The 21,102-nt window shown below is 55.4% G+C and carries 16 protein-coding genes; 5 read left to right on the forward strand and 11 right to left on the reverse strand.

Annotation, left to right across the window (positions count from 1 at the left end; translation table 11 throughout):
- Window positions 1-51: 51 nt before the first annotated feature.
- Window positions 52-2,514: a DUF1266 domain-containing protein gene (locus QC823_RS02760; protein ID WP_309654830.1), complete on the reverse strand. Its 2,463-nt coding sequence runs from the start codon at window positions 2,512-2,514 to the stop codon at window positions 52-54.
- A 159-nt stretch (window positions 2,515-2,673) separates the two neighbouring features.
- Window positions 2,674-2,919, reverse strand: a complete 246-nt coding sequence (locus QC823_RS02765; RefSeq protein WP_309654831.1) for a GlsB/YeaQ/YmgE family stress response membrane protein — start codon at window positions 2,917-2,919, stop codon at window positions 2,674-2,676.
- 131 nt (window positions 2,920-3,050) lie between these two features.
- Between QC823_RS02765 and QC823_RS02770 the strand changes: the two genes are divergently transcribed.
- The 5 genes from QC823_RS02770 to QC823_RS02790 all read left to right on the forward strand — a co-directional run bounded on the left by QC823_RS02770 (window position 3,051) and on the right by QC823_RS02790 (window position 8,791).
- Window positions 3,051-3,920 carry a D-hexose-6-phosphate mutarotase gene (locus QC823_RS02770; protein WP_309654832.1) on the forward strand — a complete coding sequence of 290 codons (870 nt, stop codon included), beginning with the start codon at window positions 3,051-3,053 and terminating at the stop codon, window positions 3,918-3,920.
- A gap of 83 nt (window positions 3,921-4,003) precedes the next feature.
- Window positions 4,004-4,201: a hypothetical protein gene (locus tag QC823_RS02775; protein WP_309654833.1), complete on the forward strand. Its 198-nt coding sequence runs from the start codon at window positions 4,004-4,006 to the stop codon at window positions 4,199-4,201.
- A 41-nt stretch (window positions 4,202-4,242) separates the two neighbouring features.
- Window positions 4,243-5,661 carry a YcjX family GTP-binding protein gene (locus tag QC823_RS02780; RefSeq protein WP_309654834.1) on the forward strand — a complete coding sequence of 473 codons (1,419 nt, stop codon included), beginning with the start codon at window positions 4,243-4,245 and terminating at the stop codon, window positions 5,659-5,661.
- Complete coding sequence (locus tag QC823_RS02785) at window positions 5,658-6,722, forward strand: YcjF family protein (RefSeq protein ID WP_309654835.1); 1,065 nt, start codon at window positions 5,658-5,660, stop codon at window positions 6,720-6,722. Before QC823_RS02780 ends, QC823_RS02785 begins: the two co-directional genes overlap by 4 nt.
- 128 nt (window positions 6,723-6,850) lie before the next feature.
- The gene (locus QC823_RS02790; protein ID WP_309654836.1) at window positions 6,851-8,791 is read left to right on the forward strand and encodes an exoribonuclease II; all 1,941 of its coding nucleotides are present in this window, start codon (window positions 6,851-6,853) and stop codon (window positions 8,789-8,791) included.
- 130 nt (window positions 8,792-8,921) lie between these two features.
- On the opposite strand, the gene sucD is transcribed toward QC823_RS02790, so the two are convergent.
- From sucD to sdhC, 9 genes are all read right to left on the reverse strand, one after another.
- Window positions 8,922-9,794 (reverse strand): succinate--CoA ligase subunit alpha, encoded by an 873-nt coding sequence (gene sucD, locus QC823_RS02795; RefSeq protein ID WP_309654837.1) that lies wholly within the window; start codon window positions 9,792-9,794, stop codon window positions 8,922-8,924.
- Window positions 9,794-10,960 carry an ADP-forming succinate--CoA ligase subunit beta gene (sucC, locus tag QC823_RS02800; protein WP_309654838.1) on the reverse strand — a complete coding sequence of 389 codons (1,167 nt, stop codon included), beginning with the start codon at window positions 10,958-10,960 and terminating at the stop codon, window positions 9,794-9,796. Before sucC ends, sucD begins: the two co-directional genes overlap by 1 nt.
- A gap of 163 nt (window positions 10,961-11,123) precedes the next feature.
- Window positions 11,124-12,563 (reverse strand): dihydrolipoyl dehydrogenase, encoded by a 1,440-nt coding sequence (gene lpdA, locus QC823_RS02805; protein WP_309654839.1) that lies wholly within the window; start codon window positions 12,561-12,563, stop codon window positions 11,124-11,126.
- Between the two features lie 86 nt (window positions 12,564-12,649).
- On the reverse strand, window positions 12,650-14,227 hold the full coding sequence (gene odhB, locus QC823_RS02810) for a 2-oxoglutarate dehydrogenase complex dihydrolipoyllysine-residue succinyltransferase (RefSeq protein WP_309654840.1): 1,578 nt from the start codon (window positions 14,225-14,227) through the stop codon (window positions 12,650-12,652).
- Window positions 14,228-14,265: 38 nt separating this feature from the next.
- Window positions 14,266-17,100 carry a 2-oxoglutarate dehydrogenase E1 component gene (locus QC823_RS02815; RefSeq protein WP_309654841.1) on the reverse strand — a complete coding sequence of 945 codons (2,835 nt, stop codon included), beginning with the start codon at window positions 17,098-17,100 and terminating at the stop codon, window positions 14,266-14,268.
- A 346-nt stretch (window positions 17,101-17,446) separates the two neighbouring features.
- Complete coding sequence (locus QC823_RS02820) at window positions 17,447-18,157, reverse strand: succinate dehydrogenase iron-sulfur subunit (RefSeq protein WP_309654842.1); 711 nt, start codon at window positions 18,155-18,157, stop codon at window positions 17,447-17,449.
- Window positions 18,158-18,181: 24 nt separating this feature from the next.
- Entirely contained in the window at window positions 18,182-19,954 is a 1,773-nt protein-coding gene (sdhA, locus tag QC823_RS02825) for a succinate dehydrogenase flavoprotein subunit (RefSeq protein WP_309654843.1), read from the reverse strand.
- A 3-nt stretch (window positions 19,955-19,957) separates the two neighbouring features.
- On the reverse strand, window positions 19,958-20,305 hold the full coding sequence (gene sdhD, locus QC823_RS02830; protein WP_309654844.1) for a succinate dehydrogenase, hydrophobic membrane anchor protein: 348 nt from the start codon (window positions 20,303-20,305) through the stop codon (window positions 19,958-19,960).
- The gene (gene sdhC, locus QC823_RS02835) at window positions 20,299-20,676 is read right to left on the reverse strand and encodes a succinate dehydrogenase, cytochrome b556 subunit (protein WP_309654932.1); all 378 of its coding nucleotides are present in this window, start codon (window positions 20,674-20,676) and stop codon (window positions 20,299-20,301) included. Before sdhC ends, sdhD begins: the two co-directional genes overlap by 7 nt.
- Window positions 20,677-21,102: the final 426 nt, after the last annotated feature.

Below are 21,102 nucleotides of genomic sequence, written 5' to 3' on the forward strand. Positions count from 1 at the left end.
CGAAAGGCAATGGACTTGGCGAGTTTTGCTTAAGCTCAGCCTATTTAGCGCTCAGTGTAGTGTTCGCTGGTCTCCAGGCAGGGTATCGATATGCAACGGCGCAAAGTGTCGCGGTTTATTACCGGGAAAATCTAAACTCGCCCACGGCCCAGCCAATAGCGGTGCGGCACATAGCCACGCCACCAGAGCTTGGCGCAAGCCCGCAAGAAAACTTTCGCGTTCAGGAGTTTCGCCCATAAAAAATGAGAACCCGGCATACATGCCTTCTGCATAGGCTTGCCAACCGCTGTAGTGTTTGGCAGCCAGCGCATATACGCGATCCAGCACTTGGGCAAACTGTGCTTGCGTAAGCCAGTCAAGCTGGCGACCCGCAATGGCCAAATCTATCGCCTGAGCCATGTCCCACGCGGCCAAATCCAGGGTATTGCAGCCATCTTCGTTGTCGCGGACGCGCTCTAACCGTGAAAGATGCTGGCGCTCTTCTATACCGCACTCACCCGACTCAATAATCGCGATTTCCTCTTCAAGACGCTGCTGATTGAGGGTATATGGCGCGTAATTGATCTGATACTCCTGCCGATCTCCCGCCTCCAGCATATAGTTGATAAAATCTTTAAGCTCATCAGCACAATGAAGCTGATAGTGACTCTCAACCCATTCTGCAATCTCACTTTTTTCCCGTGGGCTTTCCGGCTGAGGCTGGCTCCACGCGGCGCTATTTAATGGCCCAGCCAGCGCCATAGCGGTAAAGTGCGTTAAAGAAGGGCGCGGGCCGGGTTCACGCCACTCGCCGGGATGCCAATCAAGCCAGTGAAAAAGACTGCCAGGATCTTCTAAGTGCCACGCAATTTCGTGCGCAAGCGACTCATGCTCGGGCTCCGGCAAACACCGCTCCCACGCAAGCCATGCGTTTAGTAGCGATTTGGCATGAGGGTAAAAGCGACACAGGCTACTTTGCAGCGCGCTGGCATAATCCATTAACGCGTCGTATTCAAACAGCTGGCTATCAAGGGCCATATGCAAATAGAAGGCGAATTTTTCTGCCATATGAATGGTCGCGGCGTGACGGCTTGCACTTTTTAGGTTTTGACGCTCTTGCAACAGCTCGGGAGCCGGCTGGCCAAAAGGGGTCTGTTGCGGCGGCCAAACATGATAGGCGGCATCTGCTGCTAACTGGTTAAGGTGGTGGGCCTGTGCCGGCAACCAATAGCGCCCCATCGCCACCGCCCCTTCATCAGCATGAAACCCCAGTGTCTCTTGGAGAAAGTGAGCAGCCTCCATACGCCGCGATTCAGACAGCACGACAAAAGTTTTACCTTGTCTCAGCATCGCTTCGGGCTCGCGCACGCCGACGAGCGCCAGTAACCAATGATAAGACGACGCCCGCCACTCCAGAAGGGCCTTATGTGATGCATGGCGGGTCGACTCATCAAGGAGGTCTGCAATCGCCACTCGCCAAGGACTGTGGGCACTGTGTAGAAGAACACGCCAGCGTTTAGGTGGCGTTGCCGCTCGTCGATCTATGCCATCAAATAGACTGAGTCCGCGCACGTAGCTCGCCACAAGGGCTTGCCAGTCGTGATAGCGACGACTCACCAACTCCGTGGCGTGGGCGGCAAAATGATCCGCCTCCTGTTGGGAAAGGTAACCAGAGCACGCGCCTGCCCAGGCAAGTTCTGCTAAGCGTAGCCAATCCCAGGCCGCCCACTCTAGCGGTTCACCTTGGGTGACAAAGGTGGCAAGGACCACGGCATGAGGTGCTTCGGGGAGGACGCTACGTTGCCATTCATCGCGCTGAGCACGGTCCATTTCTATCAGCTGGCGGGCATCAATATCCCAGCGCTGGCGCTCACCTTGGGCGCTAAGCCACAGCATCGCCGACCATAACGCGTCACGGCCGTTGATCTGCCAAACCTCAGACAACCACTCCCCTGCGTCTGGCCAATCAGTAGCACTTGCGGGGTAATGGAGTACGGGTCGCAAAAGCGCGCATAACCGATAACTTTGCGCCTCAGGCTGCTCTGGCCAAAGCGGCGGCTTAGGAGAATCACCCAGGGCAGCGCACATCTGATCCCAGGTCACGCCTTCCTTTTCGGTTTCTAACGTTGCCAGGGCTTGGCAAGCGTCCACGAACCGATCGTCAGCACACGATTGCCAACCAGCCGCACTTAGCGCTTGACGACACGCGCCTAGCCAAGCGCGAAAGTCGCTGAACTCATGTGCAATACGCGCGATGACGCACTGCGCCCACGCTTCGGCTTGAGGCTTTTCAAGCCACCCGGCGGCACCGGCTAAAGCGGCCCATTCAAGGGCATTAAGTAACTGATCCGCCTGCTCGGGTGGCGCACCAGCGGCTTCTAACAGTTGCTCAGCAAGCTCACCGCGGTGGGTAATTCCCTGTTGCAACAGCTGCTGCTCTGCCGCCCCAGCATCTAGCGCTAGCGGATGCGGTGTAAACGCCCAATCGCATAGCACCAGTTGCTGTGCCCACCACGCACGTAACGCATCGACCAAAAGACACCTCAACTATGAACCCACGCCTGACCCGGTTGGTCAGCATAAGCGACATAGTGTACCCCACCACACCGTCAGCCAAAAACGCCACCGACAGGTTTTCCCTGGCGGTGGCGTTTTTGTGACACTTTTGCATTATTTATTGATTTACTGAAACGGTCAGCCGGATTGCTTTATCTTGCTAATCACCCATAAAAGCACCACAGCACCAACTGTCGCCGTGACCAACGAACCAATAAAGCCTCCTGCTTGCAAGCCTAAAAGCCCGAACAGAAAACCACCAAGAACAGCGCCCACTACCCCAACGCCAATGTTACCCAATATGCCGAAGCCACCGCCGCGCATAATGTTCCCGGCAATCCAACCTGCCAGGCCACCAATAATTAGCCATGCAATAAAGCCCATAACGGTCTCCCTGTATTTTCGTTGACCTAAGTGTCACCTCGATAACGTGACGTTTTACCTCGTTAACGTGCTTGCTCTACCATAGCATACTGCGTAAAGCACACGTCGATGCCCCAACCACAGGAAGGCTCATGATCCCAGACTCGCTTCGTCTACAACTTCATGCCACCAAAGGCCAACAAACCATCACCTGGGAAGCGCGTGAACTGGTGCTTTTTAACCAACACTGGGGCCAGCTGATTATTGCACTACAAGGTGCTCAGGTAGTGCACTTCGCGCCAAAAGGCGAGCGTGATTGGCTATGGATGACGTCCACCCCGCAAGCACTGCCGAGTGCCATTCGTGGCGGCATTCCACTGTGCTGGCCGTGGTTTGGCGATGAGCGCTACGCCGATGAGAGCGCTGACCGCAGTGGCCCTTTTCATGGGTTAGCGCGCCTTGCAAGTTGGCGCTTAGAGGCCGTTGACGAACACGAAGAAGGCATTGAAGCTCACCTTTCACCCGAAACACGGCTACATAGCCAGCTTAATGTTCGCGCGGTCATTCAGGCCAATGCCAAACGTCTTCACGTTGAAATCGTAAGTGAAAACAGCGGCGACACACCGATCAAAATTAGCGCGGCACTACACAGTTATCTGGCGGTTGAGGCGATTGAAAACTGCCGCTTAGAGGGGCTCGCTGGCGCGCGCTATCTCGACAAGCGGCGCGGCTTCGCAGAAGCAGAGCAACAAGGCACCCTGGCGATTCACGGCCCCATTGACCGTATCTACCACAGCAACGCACCCGTTTTACTCAGCGATGGAACACGTGCCTTGCGCATTGCCAAGCACGACAGCGACTCGACGGTAGTGTGGCACCCCGGCGGTGAGCCGCCCGCGGATACGTCAACCGCAGACGCTCGCCACTTTCTTTGTGTGGAAGCTGCCAACACCCGGCTCGACCCGGTATGGCTCGTGCCGGGTGCCCAGCATGCGCTAGGCACCACCATCAGTCGCGACTAACGTTCGCGATAGTTTCCACGGGAAATATCGCCTTTGAACCACCAGGGTTAATAAACCCGCTTTAATAAACCCAAGAGGAGCGCATGAACCCACAGCTTTGGCTTGAAGCGGCAACGCTTATGTTCAACCTGATCGGCATGCTGATCTGCATTCTGGGGCTAACAATGGCCCAAAAAATGACCCGCCGTTGGCCCGGTTATGTCATTGCCGTCATTGGCTTTCTCGTGGCCACCATGCCGATGTTTTATCAGCTCGTGTTGTCGCTGCGTAGCGGGACATAACGTCGTTGACGCACTCATAACACGACCAGGGAGTTTGCTCTATGCAGCCACCTTTTAGCCGCGCACGGCTAAACCGCGAACTAAGCAACCTGGTGGAGCGCAGTCGGGACCGTCAGTTGCGCCTAGCGGTCACCGGCCTCTCCCAAGCGGGAAAAACCGCTTTTCTCACCTCCCTGGTGAATCAGCTCCGCCACGCTGGCGTAGAAGCCAAACTTGATCTCCTCCCGGCAGCGAGAGAGGGGCGTTTACTCGGTGCCCAGCGCCTTAACCAGCCCGATTTGGGCATACCACGCTTTCCTTACGACCCGGCGATGAGTGCCTTACGTGATGACCCACCGCGCTGGCCCGAGCCCACCCGCGGTATTAGTGAGCTTCGTTTGCAGCTACGCTATCGGCCCGCACAACGCGGCTGGCTAACGCCGGATATGACCCACCTAACGCTGGACATATTCGATTACCCCGGCGAATGGCTTTTGGATCTCCCCCTGCTTCAGCACGATTTTGACAGTTGGTGCGCCGCACAGACCCAAACCCAGGGCGAGCAGCGAAAAGCGCTTTTTCGCGAATGGCTCGACGGCATCGACAAACTCGACCCTACCGCAGAGGCGGATGAAACCGAGCTTGCCGATCTCGCGGCGGCTTACGCCGATGGACTTAAACGCGCCAAAGCGGCGGGCTTTTCCGACCTTCAACCAGGACGTTTTTTGCTCCCCGGCGAGCACGAAGGCGCCCCGGTATTGCAGTTTTTTCCCCTTCCGGAAACGCTACTGGCGAAGTTTTCGCTGACGGAAGCAACGCGCCACGCGCTACCTGACAACAGCGTCTACGCGACGCTCGCCGCGCGTTTTCGCTACTACCAGCAACATATTGTGCGGCCCTTCTACCGTGATCATTTCCGCCGCTTCGACCGCCAAATAGTGTTGGTTGACGTACTCGGCGCCCTCAATGCCGGTCCTGAGCGCTTTGAGGATCTTTCGCGCGCGCTGACCCAGCTCATGCAAAGCTTTGATTACGGTAAGCGCAGCCTACTCACCCGGCTCTTTGCACCAAAAATTGACCGGCTTGCGATTGCCGCCACCAAAGCCGACCACGTGACACCCGATCAACACGGCAACGTGGTACGTCTACTCGAAGCACTGCTCGCCGAGCCGCTTAAAGCGCTTCGTTTTGCTGGCGTGCCGGTCAAAGCCTTGTCGCTTGCCTCTATTCGCGCCACGCAGATGCGCGAGGTTAACGAAAATGGCACCCGTATCCCGGCACTACTAGGCACTACGCTCAGCGGTGAAGAGGTATTAGACTTTCCCGGCGAAGTGCCTGAACGCTTACCCAACGCGAGCTTCTGGCAGCAGCAAGGCTTTGAATTTTCCAGTTTCCGCCCAATGCCAACGCCATCGCAAGCGCTACCCCATATTCGCATGGACGCCGCTATCGACTGGCTGATGGGAGATAAACTCGTATGACGCCGCTCAAACCACGCCGTCGCTTTGCGTCTCAAGATGCCGCGCAAGAAACGTCAAGCAATAGCGGGAATCATTCAGAATCGCCTCACCTTGACGCCACCACGATAACCCCACGCCGCCATTTTGACCCCAGTACCACCCAACACGCGGAACCTGAAGTCACCGACAGCGATGACGACGTTCTGCCCGCACAAAGCCTTGGCACACCCCGCAAACGGCGCTGGGGGATGCTGTTTACCCTCGCCGGCGGCGCCAGCCTCGGCGCTGCCGAGCTTATCACTGGCCTACCGGAAGCTTGGCAGCAGTCACAGTGGCTTACCATGGCATGGCAACTTTTCGGCATGGGCCTGATTGGCTTGGGCGGTCTTTCGTTACTAAAAGAGCTTGGCCGCTTACGGCGCTTAAAACGCCATGAACGGCTACGAAGTGACCTTTCGGCACTCCCTCAGCGCTCACCTCAGCAGGCACACCAATTGGCCGAAACGCTACGCCAACAGCTCAACCTCGGTGACGACGACCCGCATTGGCAAGCCTTTCAACACGCCCATCAGCCTCACCACAGCGGCGAGGAAACGCTTACGTTACTTAACCACCACCTACTTGCGCCTCGTGACCGTGAGGCGCAGCGTCTTATTTCGCGCATGTCGGGCGAAACGGCCGTCATGACGGCTATCAGCCCCCTCACCCTGGTGGATATGGCATTAGTGGCCTGGCGCAATCTCGCCATGGTGGACCGGCTCTGTCGCCTTTACGGATTAGAACTGGGTTACGCCAGTCGCCTACGGCTGTTCAAACGTGTGCTTTACAACATGGCCTTTGCTGGCGCCAGTGAGATGGTGACCGAAGCGGGAACGGATATGCTCTCACTCGACCTTGCCGGGCGTATTTCCGCTCGCGCCGGCCAAGGGCTTGCTACCGGGCTTCTCAGCGCGCGCCTTGGGCTGCGCGCACAACGCCTATGCCGCCCGCTCGCTTTTACGTTGGAAGAGCAGCCCAAGCTTTCAGATCTACGCCAAGATTTGTGGCGGCAAATTCGTCGGCTTGACGCAAAAAACGAATAGTTTTAGCACCATACGTCACGTTTTCACCTCACCAGGCAACACACATCAAGAATGTTCTCCCGTGGCGATTGGCGCCGCGGGCATGAATCCGTATAGTAGCCTTCTACCTTCGCCAATTGATTGACCTCATGCTGCAAAACAATTCCGTGCTTGCTTCACTCAAGCAACAGATTCGTGACACCACCCCACGTGCCGAAGGGGTGATCAAAGCCACCGAAAAAGGCTTTGGCTTTCTTGAAACCGACGACGGTGAATCCTATTTCGTGCCGCCTCCCGCAATGAAGCAGGTGCTGCACGGTGATCGCGTTGAAGCCGTGATTCATGAAAACGGTGATAAGAAATCCGTCGAGCCTGAAAAGCTTATCGAGCAAGGGTTGGAGCGTTTTATCGCGCGAGTGCAAAAGCGCGAGGGCCGCCTGGCCGTTGTTCCCGATCACCCCTCGATTCGCAATGTGATCAAAGCGCGCATCAAGAACAGCCTGGATGAAGACACCATCGCTGATGGCGATTGGGTCGTCGCACGCTTAGTGCGTCATCCCCTGAAAGAAAATGATCGCGGTTTCTTTAGCCAGATCGACGAACTGGTGGCGAAATCAGACGACCCGGCCGTGCCGTGGCGCGTCACGCTTGCTCGCCACGCGCTGGAGCAAGAGTGCCCTGACGCCGGCAGCGATTGGCCATTGCACGATGAAGGCCTGGTGCGTGAAGACCTAACGCCTAAGGCGTTTTTCACTATCGACAATGAAAAAACCCGCGACATGGACGACGCTTTACACGTCGTACCGCGTGAAGAAGGTGGCTGGCGTCTAAGCGTTGCCATCGCCGACCCCACGGCTTACGTTGAGGAAGGCCACGCAGCGGATTTGGAAGCGCGCACGCGTGCATTCACCGTGTACCTGCCAGGGCAAAACGTCACAATGTTGCCTGAGCAGCTGGCTGATGATCTTTGCTCGCTGTGGGAAGGCAAAGAGCGCCCAGCACTGGCATGCACACTCGATATTAACGCCGACGGCAGCCTGGGCGATTACCGCTTCTTCGCGGCCACGGTGAAGTCCCATGCCAAACTGGCCTACGACAATGTCTCGGATTGGCTTGACGGTCAGGGAGATTGGGCGCCGGATAGTGAGATTGGCGAGCAGCTTAAGGCGCTGCGCGATTTGACCCTCGCCCGCACCCAGTGGCGCGAAGAACATGCGTTGGTGTTCAAAGACCGTCCTGACTATGTCTTTGATTTGGATGAAGCAGGCAATGTGCTCAACGTGCGCACCGAAGACCGGCGCATCGCCAATCGCATGATCGAAGAGTCAATGATCGCGGCCAACGCCTGCTGCGCTGATTTCTTAGCCCAGCATATCGGACACGGCATCTTCAACGTTCACCGTGCGTTTGAGCCCGAAAAAGCAGAAGCGGCCCAAGAATTCCTCGCCGGGCAAGAAATTAACGTGGAACGCGAAGCCCTCACCGAGCTTCCGCGCTATAAAGAACTCAAGCGCGAATTGGAAAGCCGCGACGACGCTTGGCTTGATGCCCGCCTGCGCCGCTTCCAAGGCTTCACCAACATGTCCGCGCAGCCAGGGCCGCACTTTGGCTTAGGCCTTACCGCTTATGCGACTTGGACCTCACCGATTCGTAAATACGGCGATATGGTCAACCACCGCTTGATCAAACGCGTACTGAAAGGCGAACAGGCGCCGGCTGAAGCAAGCCAGCAGCTCACCGAGCAGCTCACTGAGCGCCGCCGCCTCAACCGGATGGCCGAGCGCGACGTCAAAGACTGGCTCTACGTGCGCTACCTAACGCCCGCCGCGCAAAACCAAGAGACCTTTGAGGCCGAAATTATGGCCATCAACCGTGGCGGTATGCGCGTTCGGCTGCTAGAAAATGGCGCAACGGCCTTTGTCCCAGCACCTTTGATGCACAGTGACCGCAGCAAAGTGGTCATTGATGACAAAGAAGGCCGCATCCAGATCGAAGGAGAAGAGCGTTACAAACTGGGTGATCCGCTGCGCGTAGCCCTCACCGAAGCCCGTGAAGAGACGCGCTCGCTGGTGGCCCGCCCCGTCGAGTAATGTCCTCTTCGAGGTACACGCGAACGGCGCTTTAAACAGCGCCGTTTTTTTGTGCCAAGCATGGGGAATAAAAAAAGAGAGCACCCCGAAGGATGCTCTCTCTTTAGAGAAGCGATTTAGCAGCTAGTGCTTACCAGCCCGTCACTTCTTTCAATGCATCGCCGATTTCAGCCAGCGAACGTACGGTTTTAACACCGGCGTCTTCTAGCGCTGCGAATTTCTCATCGGCCGTGCCTTTACCGCCAGAGATGATGGCGCCAGCGTGGCCCATACGCTTGCCGGGAGGTGCAGTGACACCCGCAATGTATGAGACAACAGGCTTAGAAACGTTAGCTTTGATATAAGCTGAGGCTTCTTCTTCCGCAGTGCCGCCGATCTCGCCGATCATCACGATCGCTTCGGTCTTCGGATCGTTCTCGAACATTTCGAGAATATCGATGAAGTTAGAGCCCGGAATCGGGTCGCCGCCAATGCCCACGCAGGTGGACTGACCGAAGCCATGATCGGTGGTCTGCTTCACCGCTTCGTAGGTCAGCGTGCCCGAACGCGAGACGATGCCTACGCGGCCCGGCTGGTGGATATGGCCCGGCATGATACCGATTTTACACTCTCCCGGGGTGATAACACCCGGGCAGTTCGGGCCAATCAGGCGTACGCCTAGCTCGTCGCACTTAACTTTCGCTTCGAGCATATCTAGCGTGGCGATGCCTTCTGTGATGCACACGATCAGCTTGATACCGGCATTCGCCGCTTCAAGGATCGAGTCTTTACAGAATGGTGCCGGTACGTAAATAACGCTGGCTTCCGCGCCGGTCTTCGCTACCGCTTCTTTTACGGTGTTGAAAACGGGCAGGCCTAGATGCTCTTGGCCGCCTTTACCCGGCGTCACACCACCGACCATCTGCGTGCCGTAGGCAATCGCCTGCTCGGAGTGGAACGTACCTTGGCCACCGGTAAAGCCTTGGCAGATGACCTTGGTGTTCTTATCGATCAGGATGCTCATTACTTGCCCTCCGCCGCTTTAACGACCTGCTGAGCCGCGTCGGTCAGACTGGTAGCCGCGATAATGTTCAGACCGCTAGACGCGAGTTTTTCTCTGCCTAGCTCGGCGTTGTTACCTTCAAGACGTACAACCACCGGCACGTTAACGCCGACTTGCTCAACGGCACCGATGATGCCTTCGGCAATCATGTCGCAACGTACGATTCCGCCGAAGATGTTAACCAGTACGGCCTTAACGGAATCGTCGGAGAGAATCAGTTTGAAGGCTTCCGCGACGCGCTCTTTGGTGGCACCACCGCCAACGTCGAGGAAGTTGGCCGGCTTGCCGCCGTTGAGGTTAACGATGTCCATGGTGCCCATCGCCAGACCCGCGCCGTTGACCATGCAGCCGATGTTGCCATCAAGCGCGACATAGTTAAGTTCCCACGCAGCAGCTTCCGCTTCACGCTCATCTTCCTGCGACGGATCACGCATCGCCTGAAGGTCTGGGTGGCGGTACAGCGCGTTGCTATCGAGCCCAAGCTTAGCGTCGAGACAGTGGAGATTGCCTTCGTCGGTAACAACCAGCGGGTTAATCTCTAAAAGCGCCAAGTCTTTATCGTGGAACAACTTAGACAGTCCCAGGAAGATCTTGGTAAATTGCTTGATCTGGTCACCGGAAAGACCTAACGCGAAAGCCAGTTCGCGCGCCTGGTAGGGCTGCGCGCCGACCAGCGGATCGATCTCGGCTTTAAGAATTTTTTCCGGCGTTTCTTCAGCGACTTTCTCGATTTCTACGCCGCCTTCGGTAGAGGCCATAAAGACCACGCGACGGGAAGTGCGGTCAACAACGGCGCCCAAATAAAGCTCATCGGCGATATCGGTGCAGGTCTCAACCAGAATCTTGGAAACCGGCTGACCGTGCTCGTCGGTCTGGAAAGTCACCAGTTTTTTACCCAGCCACTGCTCCGAAAAGGCTTTGGCATCAGCAGGATCTTTGATTAGCTTAACGCCGCCTGCTTTACCACGACCACCGGCGTGCACCTGGGCTTTAACCACCCACATGTCGCCGCCGATTTTTTTACAGGCTTCTGCTGCTTCGTCAGGCGTGTCCACGGCAAAGCTCTTGGACACTGGCAGACCATAATCGGCAAACAGCTGTTTGCCTTGATACTCGTGAAGGTTCATCGATTCATGCCATTGGTTGCATGTGACTCGAATGATGGCAAGTCATTAGCGTACTCCCCATCCCCGTACTTTCGATTCCTGTCTTTTAGCAAAAATAAAAAAAGACATGGCCGAAAGTGTTGCGCCACCTGAAGGGGTGGCGCTTTTTTGTTACTTCATGGCGTTATTTACGCTTTTTACGGTTCGCCATATGAACGGCGTGGCCATCTACCGCAAGCGCTGCCTCATGCACGGCTTCCGACATGGTCGGGTGTGCATAACAGGTCAAGGCCAGATCTTCCGCACTAGAACCAAACTCCATCGCGATAACACCCTGGGCAATCATCTCGCCAGCGTGCTGACCGACAATATGCATCCCCAGAATACGGTCAGTTTCCTCGTCCGCGATGATTTTCGCCTGCCCTTCGGTAGCGTTGTTCGCCATCGCCCGGCCGCTCGCCGCAAACGGGAAACTGCCCGTTTTTACTTTAAGGCCTTTGGCTTTGGCTTCTTCCTCGGTAATACCCACCCAGGCAACTTCCGGGAAGGTATAGATCACGTTCGGAATGGTGTCGTAGTTCATCTCGGCTTTGTGACCGGCGATGACATCCGCCACCATAATGCCTTCTTCCGAGGCTTTGTGCGCTAGCATTGGGCCACGTACACAATCGCCAATCGCGTAAACGCCCGGCACGTTGGTACGGCATTGATCGTCGACAAAGATAAAGCCGCGCTCGTCAAGCTCAACGCTGACACCGTCGGCAATCACGCCTTTGGTGTAAGGACGACGACCAACGGAAACGATCAGCTTGTCAAACGTCATCTCCTGCTCACCGTTGGCATCGGTGTACTTGACCGTGACTTCGTTGCCGTTGGTTTCCGAACCGGTCACGCGTGCGCCCAGCTTGATATCCAAGCCCTGCTTTTTAAGCAGCTTGTGCGTTTCTTTACTGATGGCGCCATCAACCATGGGCAGGAAGGAGTCCATCGCTTCCAACACGGTGACCTCAGACCCTAGACGATTCCACACACTGCCGAGCTCTAAGCCGATAATACCTGCGCCGATAACCCCTAAACGCTTGGGCGTTTCTTGGAACTCTAGCGCACCGGTAGAATCAACAATCAAGCCTTCTGTCAGCGGCGTGGGGGGAATTTCCACCGGCACAGAGCCCGCGGCGATAACGATATTGTCGGCGTCGTAGGTAGTGGCGTTGCCGTCGTGATCAGTCACTTCGACCTGCTTGCCCGAAACGACTTTACCGGTACCCTCAATAGAAGTGACACCATTGGCCTTGAACAAGCCTGAGATGCCGCCGGTCAAGTTTTTAACGATCTTGTCCTTGCGCGCCATCATCTTTTTGACGTCCATGGTGACGTCGCCCGCTTCGATGCCCATATCATCAAAGTCATGCTTCGCTTCCACGAACTTGTGCGAGGCTTCCAGCAGTGCCTTTGACGGGATACAGCCGACGTTCAGGCAGGTTCCACCATGAACGACGTTGCCTTCTTTACCGATCCACTTTTCGACACAGGCAGTTTTCAGTCCGAGTTGTGCCGCACGGATAGCGCCCACATAGCCACCAGGGCCGGCACCAATAAAGATCACATCAAACTTGTCAGCCATGTTGGCTCCTTTAGCTTGGTTACCTTCTCCTTTGAGAGGAGAAGGTAAAGTGCGATTACGCGTATCTACGAAGTTAGTCGCGAGCCTTACACATCTAGCAGCAGGCGCGCGGGATCTTCTAGAAGCTCTTTTATCGTCACGAGGAATTGCACCGCGTCTTTGCCGTCGATCATACGATGGTCATAAGAAACCGCCAGGTACATCATGGGGCGAATTTCGACCTTACCGTTGACTGCCATCGGGCGCTCTTGGATTTTATGCATGCCCAGGATGGCCGTTTGCGGCGGATTAATGATCGGGGTCGACATTAGCGACCCGAAGATGCCGCCGTTGGTGATCGTGAAAGTGCCGCCCTGCATTTCGTCGATTCCCAGCTTGCCGTCGCGTGCACGCTTACCGAAATCAACGATAGTTTTCTCAACATCGGCGATCTTCATGCTGTCGGTGTCACGCAGTACCGGCACCACTAAGCCCCGAGGGGTCGAAACGGCAACGCCGATGTCCTGGTAGCCGTGATAGACGATGTCGGTGCCATCGATGGAGGCGTTGACGTCCGGGAAGCGCTTAAGCGCCTCTGACGCCGCCTTGACGAAAAAGCCCATGAAGCCAAGTTTGGTATCGTGCGCCTTCAAGAACGTATCCTTGTACTGCGCACGTAATTCCATCACTGCCGTCATGTCCACTTCGTTATAAGTGGTCAGCATTGCCGCGGTTTGCTGGGCTTGAACCAAGCGCTTAGCGATGGTTTGACGCAAGCGGCTCATCGGCACGCGCTTCTCAGGGCGCTCGCCCTCTACCGCGGGCGCTGCCGTGGCAGCAGCTTTGGCACCGCCTGGTGCCGGCTTAGCCGCCTTCTTCTTGGCACTACCTTCATTAACAGCACGCTGTACGTCTTCTTTAAGGATGCGTCCACCCTTGCCGGTTCCCTCGATGGCGTTAACATCCAAGTCATGCTCGGCCACGAGTTTACGGGCTGCCGGCGCCAGAATTTTATCGCCGACTTTTTCGTCACTCGCACCATCATCTGCGGAGGCGGCTGGCTTCTCTTCTGCTGCCGTTCCCGCGTCGCCGCCAGCACCTTCAGCGAAGATAGCGAGCACCTGTTCAGACGTCACTTGGCTGCCTTCTTCGGCTTTAATTTCCGCAAGAGTGCCATTCGCCGGCGCGACCACTTCGAGCACGACTTTATCGGTTTCGATATCCGCCAGCACTTCATCGCGCTTGACGGCTTCGCCAACGCTTTTGTGCCACGTGGCCACAGTGCCTTCCTGGACTGACTCAGGGAAGGTCGGCGCCTTGACTTCGTGCTGCTGGCCACCACCGTTACCGCCACTGGGTTTCTTCTCTTCTGCTTTCCCTGCGCTAGCAGTGTCAGCGGGTTTATCTTTTTTATCGCCGTCGCCAGCGCCGCTATCACCCGAAGAACTGCCTTCGCCGATCTTACCTAACACCTGTTCGGACTCCACGGTATCACCCTCTTCAACCGTGACGTCGGTTAGGGTGCCCGCTTCAGGTGCGACAACTTCAAGCACCACTTTGTCGGTTTCAATTTCAACAATCAGCTCGTCGCGCTCGACACTGTCACCTGGCTTTTTATGCCAAGCCGCGACAGTGCCTTCGGCAACGGATTCTGGAAAGGTTGGCGCTTTGATCTCGGTAGCCATGTCGTTTCCCTTGTAGATTCTTTAAACCCGGTGGGCGCTTATAGATTAAAAGCGTCTTCCACCAGCTGGCGCTGCTGTTCAGTATGAACGGACATATAGCCTGCCGCTGGAGCAGCGGAAGCCGGTCGCCCAGCGAATTTCAACTTACCGCCTAGGCCATCTTTAAGCATATCGGCCACAGCACGCATGTGATGCTGACTGGGGTACCAAGCACCTTGATTGAGCGGTTCTTCCTGGCACCACACAATGTCCTCCAGCTGGGTATACGCTTGAAGCGTTTCCAGAAGCTCCTCTTTCGGGAAAGGATAGAGCTGTTCAAGACGAATGATGGCAGTGTCATGGCGGTCATTATCAACACGCCAGGCCGCTAGATCGTAGTAGACCTTACCTGCACACAGAATAACGCGCGTGACTTTTTCTGGCGCTAACTCGGCCTGGTCAGCCAGTACCATGTGGAACTTGCCGTGAGCGAGATCTTCCAGACTGGAGATCGCTTCTTTGTGGCGCAACAATGACTTAGGCGTCATCACGACCAACGGCTTGCGAAGCGGGCGAATTACCTGACGGCGCAGCAAGTGATAAATCTGCGCTGGGGTAGTGGGTACGCATACCTGCATGTTGTGCTCTGCACACATCTGCAAGAAGCGTTCAAGACGCGCTGATGAGTGCTCAGGGCCTTGGCCTTCATAACCATGTGGCAACAACATGGTCAAACCACATAGCCGCCCCCACTTGGTTTCACCTGAGGAGATAAACTGATCGACGACGACTTGGGCGCCGTTGAAAAAGTCACCAAACTGCGCTTCCCAAATCACCAAATCATTCGGTGCAGTGGTCGCGTAGCCGTACTCAAACGCCAGCACAGCTTCCTCTGACAAGTAAGAGTCATGAATCGTAAAGCGCGGCTGCCCTTCCGCCAGGTTTTGCAACGGCACATACGTAGTGCCGTCTTTCTGGTTATGCACGACCGCGTGACGGTGTGAGAAAGTCCCCCGACCCACGTCTTGGCCCGTAATGCGAACAGGGTGGCCTTGGTCAAGAAGCGTGGCGTAAGCTAACGTTTCCGCAAACCCCCAGTTAAGCGCCATACCACCGGCCTGCATCTTGCGACGGTCGTCATATATCTTAGCGACTTGGCGTTGGACGTCGACTCCATCGGGGACGCTGCACATCTTCGCCGCTAATTTTTGCAACCGCTTCATATCTACCGTTGTATCGGCATGGCCACTCCATTCGTGGCCGATATAGGGTTGCCAGTCGACAAATAATGACGTGTTAGGCTCTTGCACCAGCGCGTTGGCGACGTGATTGCCCTTGGTCAGGTCTTCCCGGTACTTCTCAACCATCGCCTTGGTTTCATCGTCACTGACCACGCCGTCTTGTATCAACCGTTCAATAAACAGCGAGCGCGATGAAGGATGTTGCTTGATTTTGCTGTACATCATCGGCTGAGTGCCGGAAGGCTCGTCAGCTTCGTTATGGCCACGACGGCGGTAACACACCAGGTCGATCACCACATCTTTCTTAAACTGCTGACGGTAATCCAGGGCCACTTGGGTCGCATGCAGCACCGCATCAGCATCATCACCGTTAACGTGAAAAATCGGCGCCTGAACCATTTTCGCAATATCGGTGCAGTACTCGGTTGAACGAGCATCGAGCGGATGGGACGTGGTAAAGCCCACTTGGTTATTGATCACGATGTGGACGGTGCCACCGGTCTTGTACGCGCGGGTTTGCGACATCTGAAATGTCTCCATCACCACGCCCTGGCCGGCAAAGGCTGCATCACCATGCACATTGATGGGCAGTACTTTATCGCCAGACGGATCATCGCGACGATCCTGGCGAGCGCGTACAGAGCCCTCCACCACTGGCGAGACAATTTCCAAGTGCGACGGGTTAAACGAGAGCGCCAGATGCACTTCACCGCCCGGCGACATCACATTGGAACTGAAACCCTGGTGGTATTTAACATCACCGGAACCCCGTTCGATGACCTTCTTACCATCAAATTCATCAATCAGGTCCGCCGGGTTCTTACCGAGGATGTTGACCAGCAAATTGAGGCGTCCACGGTGCGCCATGCCGATCACAACTTCCTTGGTGCCGTACCCGCCGGCACGTTGGATCAACTCGTCCATCATCGGAATAAAGGCTTCGCCCCCTTCAAGGCCGAAACGCTTTGTCCCTGGATACTTAGACGCGAGGTAGTTTTCCAATCCCTCCGCGGCCGTTAAGCGCTCCAGCACGTGCTTGCGCACCTCATCGCTGAACTTGGGTGCACTGCGCACCGATTCAAAGCGACGCTGTAGCCAACGCTTCTCTTCGGTATCGACAATGTGCATGATTTCGCAGCCGATGGAGCGACAATAAGTTCGCTCCAGGGCGTCGACAATCTCACGCAGCGGTGCTTTATCGATACCTAAAAAGAAAGAACCTGTCTGGAACTCTACATCCAAATCCGCTTTTGAAAGCTGATGGAAGGAGAGGTCTAGATCCGGAACGGGGGTGGGATTTCGCAGTCCTAGCGGGTCGATATTAGCCTTCTGATGCCCACGAAAACGATAGGCGTTAATCAGCTGCAGGACTTTCACCTGCTTTTTACTTTCGTCGCTATCGGAAGCGCCCGCTACTCGACCAGGGCGTGCTTCACGTCCCAGTTGGTAGAACTGATCACGGATCGGACTAAGTGGAACATCATGAGAGGCACTGCCCTCGGGACGCGGTAGCGAATCAAAATAATCGCGCCACTCGTCGGGGACAGCGTTGGGATCATCGAGGTACTGCTCGTAAAGCGCTTCCACGTAGTGGGCATTGCCACCACTAACGTGAGAGGAACGCCACATCAACTCCATTATGCCTTGTTGCATCTCTCGGTCACCCTGCACTGATGGGGTGGTATCGGTATCGCCACGCAAAGCGGCGACAACGCTATTGCCCTGCCGGCGGGGCGGGACGTTTGCCGGCGGCGCCGACCCATGGCCGGAAGCCCTTACCACTTTTATTTTACAACAGCAGTTTGTATAAACTGTTACTTCTTCATTTTTTGCTAATCAGTCCATGCTCAAAAGCCGGTACTCGCGGCACCGGCTTTTAAACTTGGCTGGTCAGGCAGTGCGACTCACCGTCGCACCACCTAACGTTTCCTATGATAACAAGCGAAGCGCTTGGATTTAAGTGGCATTAATGCGCAACTTAAGTGGCACACGCTTTTTATCAGGTTGCATCGGCCAACAGCATCTCACGGATCTTGCCAATCGCACGTGTGGGATTGAGGCCTTTCGGGCATACCGCCACACAGTTCATGATACCGCGGCAGCGGAATACGGAGAACGGATCTTCTAAATCTGTCAGGCGTTCGCTGGTCGCATTGTCGCGTGAATCCGCCAGGAAGCGGTAAGACTGCAAGAGACCTGCCGGCCCAACAAACTTATCCGGATTCCACCAGAACGACGGGCAAGAGGTCGAGCAGCACGCGCACAGAATACACTCGTACAAGCCGTCCAGCTTATCGCGCTCTTCCGGCGACTGCAGACGCTCAATAGCCGGGGCTGGTTCGTCATTTTGCAGGTACGGCTGAATACGCTCGTACTGCTTGTAGAACAGTGCCATATCCACAACCATGTCGCGAATAACCGGCAAACCCGGTAGCGGGCGCAGGGTCAGCTTGTTGTTCTTCACAACGTCTGACAGCGGCGTAATACACGCTAGGCCGTTTTTACCGTTCATGTTCATGCCGTCGGAGCCGCAAACGCCTTCGCGGCAGCTACGACGAAATGCCAGAGCGCTGTCCTGCTCTTTCATCATATGCAGAACATCCAGCACCATCACATCGCGGCCTTTAGTATCGACCTGAAACTCCTGCATATAAGGTGCGGAGTCGGTTTCCGGATTGTAGCGATATACGGATACCTGAAGATTGGACATGGTGACTCCCTCTCATTACGGAGATTAGTAGGTACGAACCTTAGGCTCAAACGTATCGACGGTTTTTGGCTTAAAGTTGACATCGCGCTTCTTAAGCTTTTTAGTCGCCGGGAAGTACAGCGAGTGTTTCAGCCAATTAACGTCATCACGGTCAGGATAGTCGTAGCGAGAATGAGCACCACGGCTTTCATTACGCTCAAGGGCAGCAATCGCCGTTGCTTCTGCCACTTCCATCAGGTTATCGAGCTCCAGTGCTTCAACACGGGCGGTGTTAAAGGCATTGGACTTATCAGGCAGATGGGCATTGGCAATACGCGCGCGCAGCTCATCCAGCTTTTTGACACCTTCCTGCATGTTTTTCTCTTCACGGAACACGCCGAAAGACGTCTGCATAATGTCTTGAAGTTCCGCTTTCAGCGCAGGAATGCTCTCGCCGCCGTCTGACTCGTTCCAGCGTGTGATGCGCTTCATGGCTGATTCGATATCAGACTCGGAAGCATCCAGGTATTCGATCCCTTCGTTCAGCGCGCTCTCGATGAACATACCCGCCGCGCGACCGAATACAACTAAGTCTAGCAGAGAGTTACCGCCCAAGCGGTTAGCGCCGTGAACGGACACACAGGCCGCTTCACCACATGCATACAAGCCGTTGACGATGTGATCTTTACCACTTTCATCTTGCGTGATCGCCTGGCCATGAATATTGGTCGGGATACCGCCCATCATATAGTGGCAAGTCGGCACAACCGGGATCGGATCTTTCGCCGGGTCTACGTGGGCAAACGTTTTGGAAAGCTCCACGATACCGGGTAGACGCTTGCCAAGGACTTCCTCGCCTAGGTGGTCCAGCTTCAAGAAGACATGATCGCCTTTCTCTCCGCAGCCGCGACCTTCAAGAATCTCCATCACCATGGAGCGCGCCACGACGTCGCGACCCGCGAGGTCTTTAGCGTTCGGCGCATAACGCTCCATAAAGCGCTCGCCGTCTTTATTGATCAGGTAGCCGCCCTCACCACGACAGCCTTCAGTGACCAACGTACCCGCCCCATAAATACCGGTGGGGTGGAACTGCCACATTTCCATATCCTGCATCGGGAAGCCAGCACGCAATGCCATGCCAATACCGTCACCGGTATTAATCAGGGCGTTGGTGGTTGAAGCGTAAATACGCCCTGCACCACCGGTGGCCAGCACAGTGGCTTTCGATTTAACGTGAACCACTTCGCCCGTTTCGATGCACATAGCGATACAGCCCACTACGTCACCGTCAGAATTCTTTACCAGATCAACCGCATACCACTCATTCAAGAACGTTGTGTTGTTCTTGAGATTGTTCTGATAAAGGGTGTGCAAGAGCGCATGGCCGGTACGGTCAGCCGCTGCACACGTGCGCGCTGCTTGGCCGCCTTCACCGAAGTTCTTTGACTGCCCACCAAATGGGCGCTGGTAGATACGGCCGTTATCAAAGCGTGAAAAAGGCAGCCCCATATGCTCAAGTTCAAAGACCGCTTTTGGGCCTTCCGAACACATGTATTCTGACGCATCTTGGTCGGCGATATAGTCGCCGCCCTTGACGGTGTCATACATGTGCCAGCGCCAGTCATCATCTGGGTCTGCAGACGCAATGGCACACGTGATACCGCCCTGAGCAGAAACCGTGTGAGAGCGTGTCGGGAACACTTTTGACAATACAGCTGTCTTTTTCCCAGACTTGGCAAGCTCGAGTGCAGCACGCAGGCCAGAGCCACCGCCACCGATGATAATGGCGTCAAATGTCAGGCTACGAAGGTTAGACATGTATCAAGCTCCCCACAGAATTTGAATGCTCCACACCAAGTAAATGAAGATGGCCAGAATAATGAGTATCTGAGCACCTACACGCACATTGGTGGATTTGAGATAGTCGGTCGTCACGGTCCAAAGGCCGACCCAGGCATGCGCTGCCAGTGAGATAAAGGCCAGCAGAGAGAATATCCGCATCCACGTTTGGGCGAACAGGCCGCTCCAGGCGTAATAATCCAAGCCCGGGTTAAACAGGAGGTAGGCAACGATAAAAATCGTATAGAGCGCCAGAACCACCGCAGAGACGCGCTGAATCAACCAATCAGACAGCCCGCTGCGGCCGAAACTTGTGATGTTAGTTACCATACCCAAACTCCTGCCAAAATAATCAGAACAGCACTGACCACGACGGTGATCTGCGCTTTTTTCACGCCGCCTTCAAGGGTGACGCCAATATCAGCATCCATAAGCAAGTGCTTAATACCTGCTACAAAGTGAAAGGCGAGAGCCGATAGCAATCCCCACGCGATCAATTTCGCTAAAAAGTTATCGGCTAGGGCACTGCTAACAGCATCAAAGCCGGCGGGCGACGAGAGTGATTTACTCAACGCCCAAAAAGCGAAGATCAGGCCAACAAACAAGATAACACCCGTGATGCGGTGAGCGATCGATGTTAGTGCTGGCAGTGGAAAATGTATCGTCGAAAGGTCTAGGTTTACAGGTCGTTTGCTATTCACGGCTTTATACACACTCTTTTGGCCCGCTCTGCGACAGGTCGGGAATGGCCCGAGCGGGCAGTGGTTGCTGGAAGGGGCTCGGCCGTTGCCAAGTCGGGCACGACCACTTTCCTGCCGGTGTCGCGCGCCAAGGATTATAAGAACCTTAGCCCCCGCTGACAAACCGAACTAAGACCTTACTCGACCATGGTGCAAGGAATTTGGGCCTTAGTCGGTCGATTTTGCACTGCAGCATCGCTATAGTGGAGATACAGCGCACGCGACACATCAAGCTTTGCATATACAGCAGTACAAACATGATACCATAATCATATACAAATCTTATCCAAGCAAACAGTTTTGTCACAACTAAACTAGCGTTTAGGCTAATTGACAATTTGCCGCACGCTTCTATAGTGGGCAAGCCTTTTCGCCGGCGCGGTATGC

It is taken from the genome of Vreelandella vilamensis (assembly GCF_031451755.1).
GTDB classification, from domain to species: domain Bacteria; phylum Pseudomonadota; class Gammaproteobacteria; order Pseudomonadales; family Halomonadaceae; genus Vreelandella; species Vreelandella vilamensis.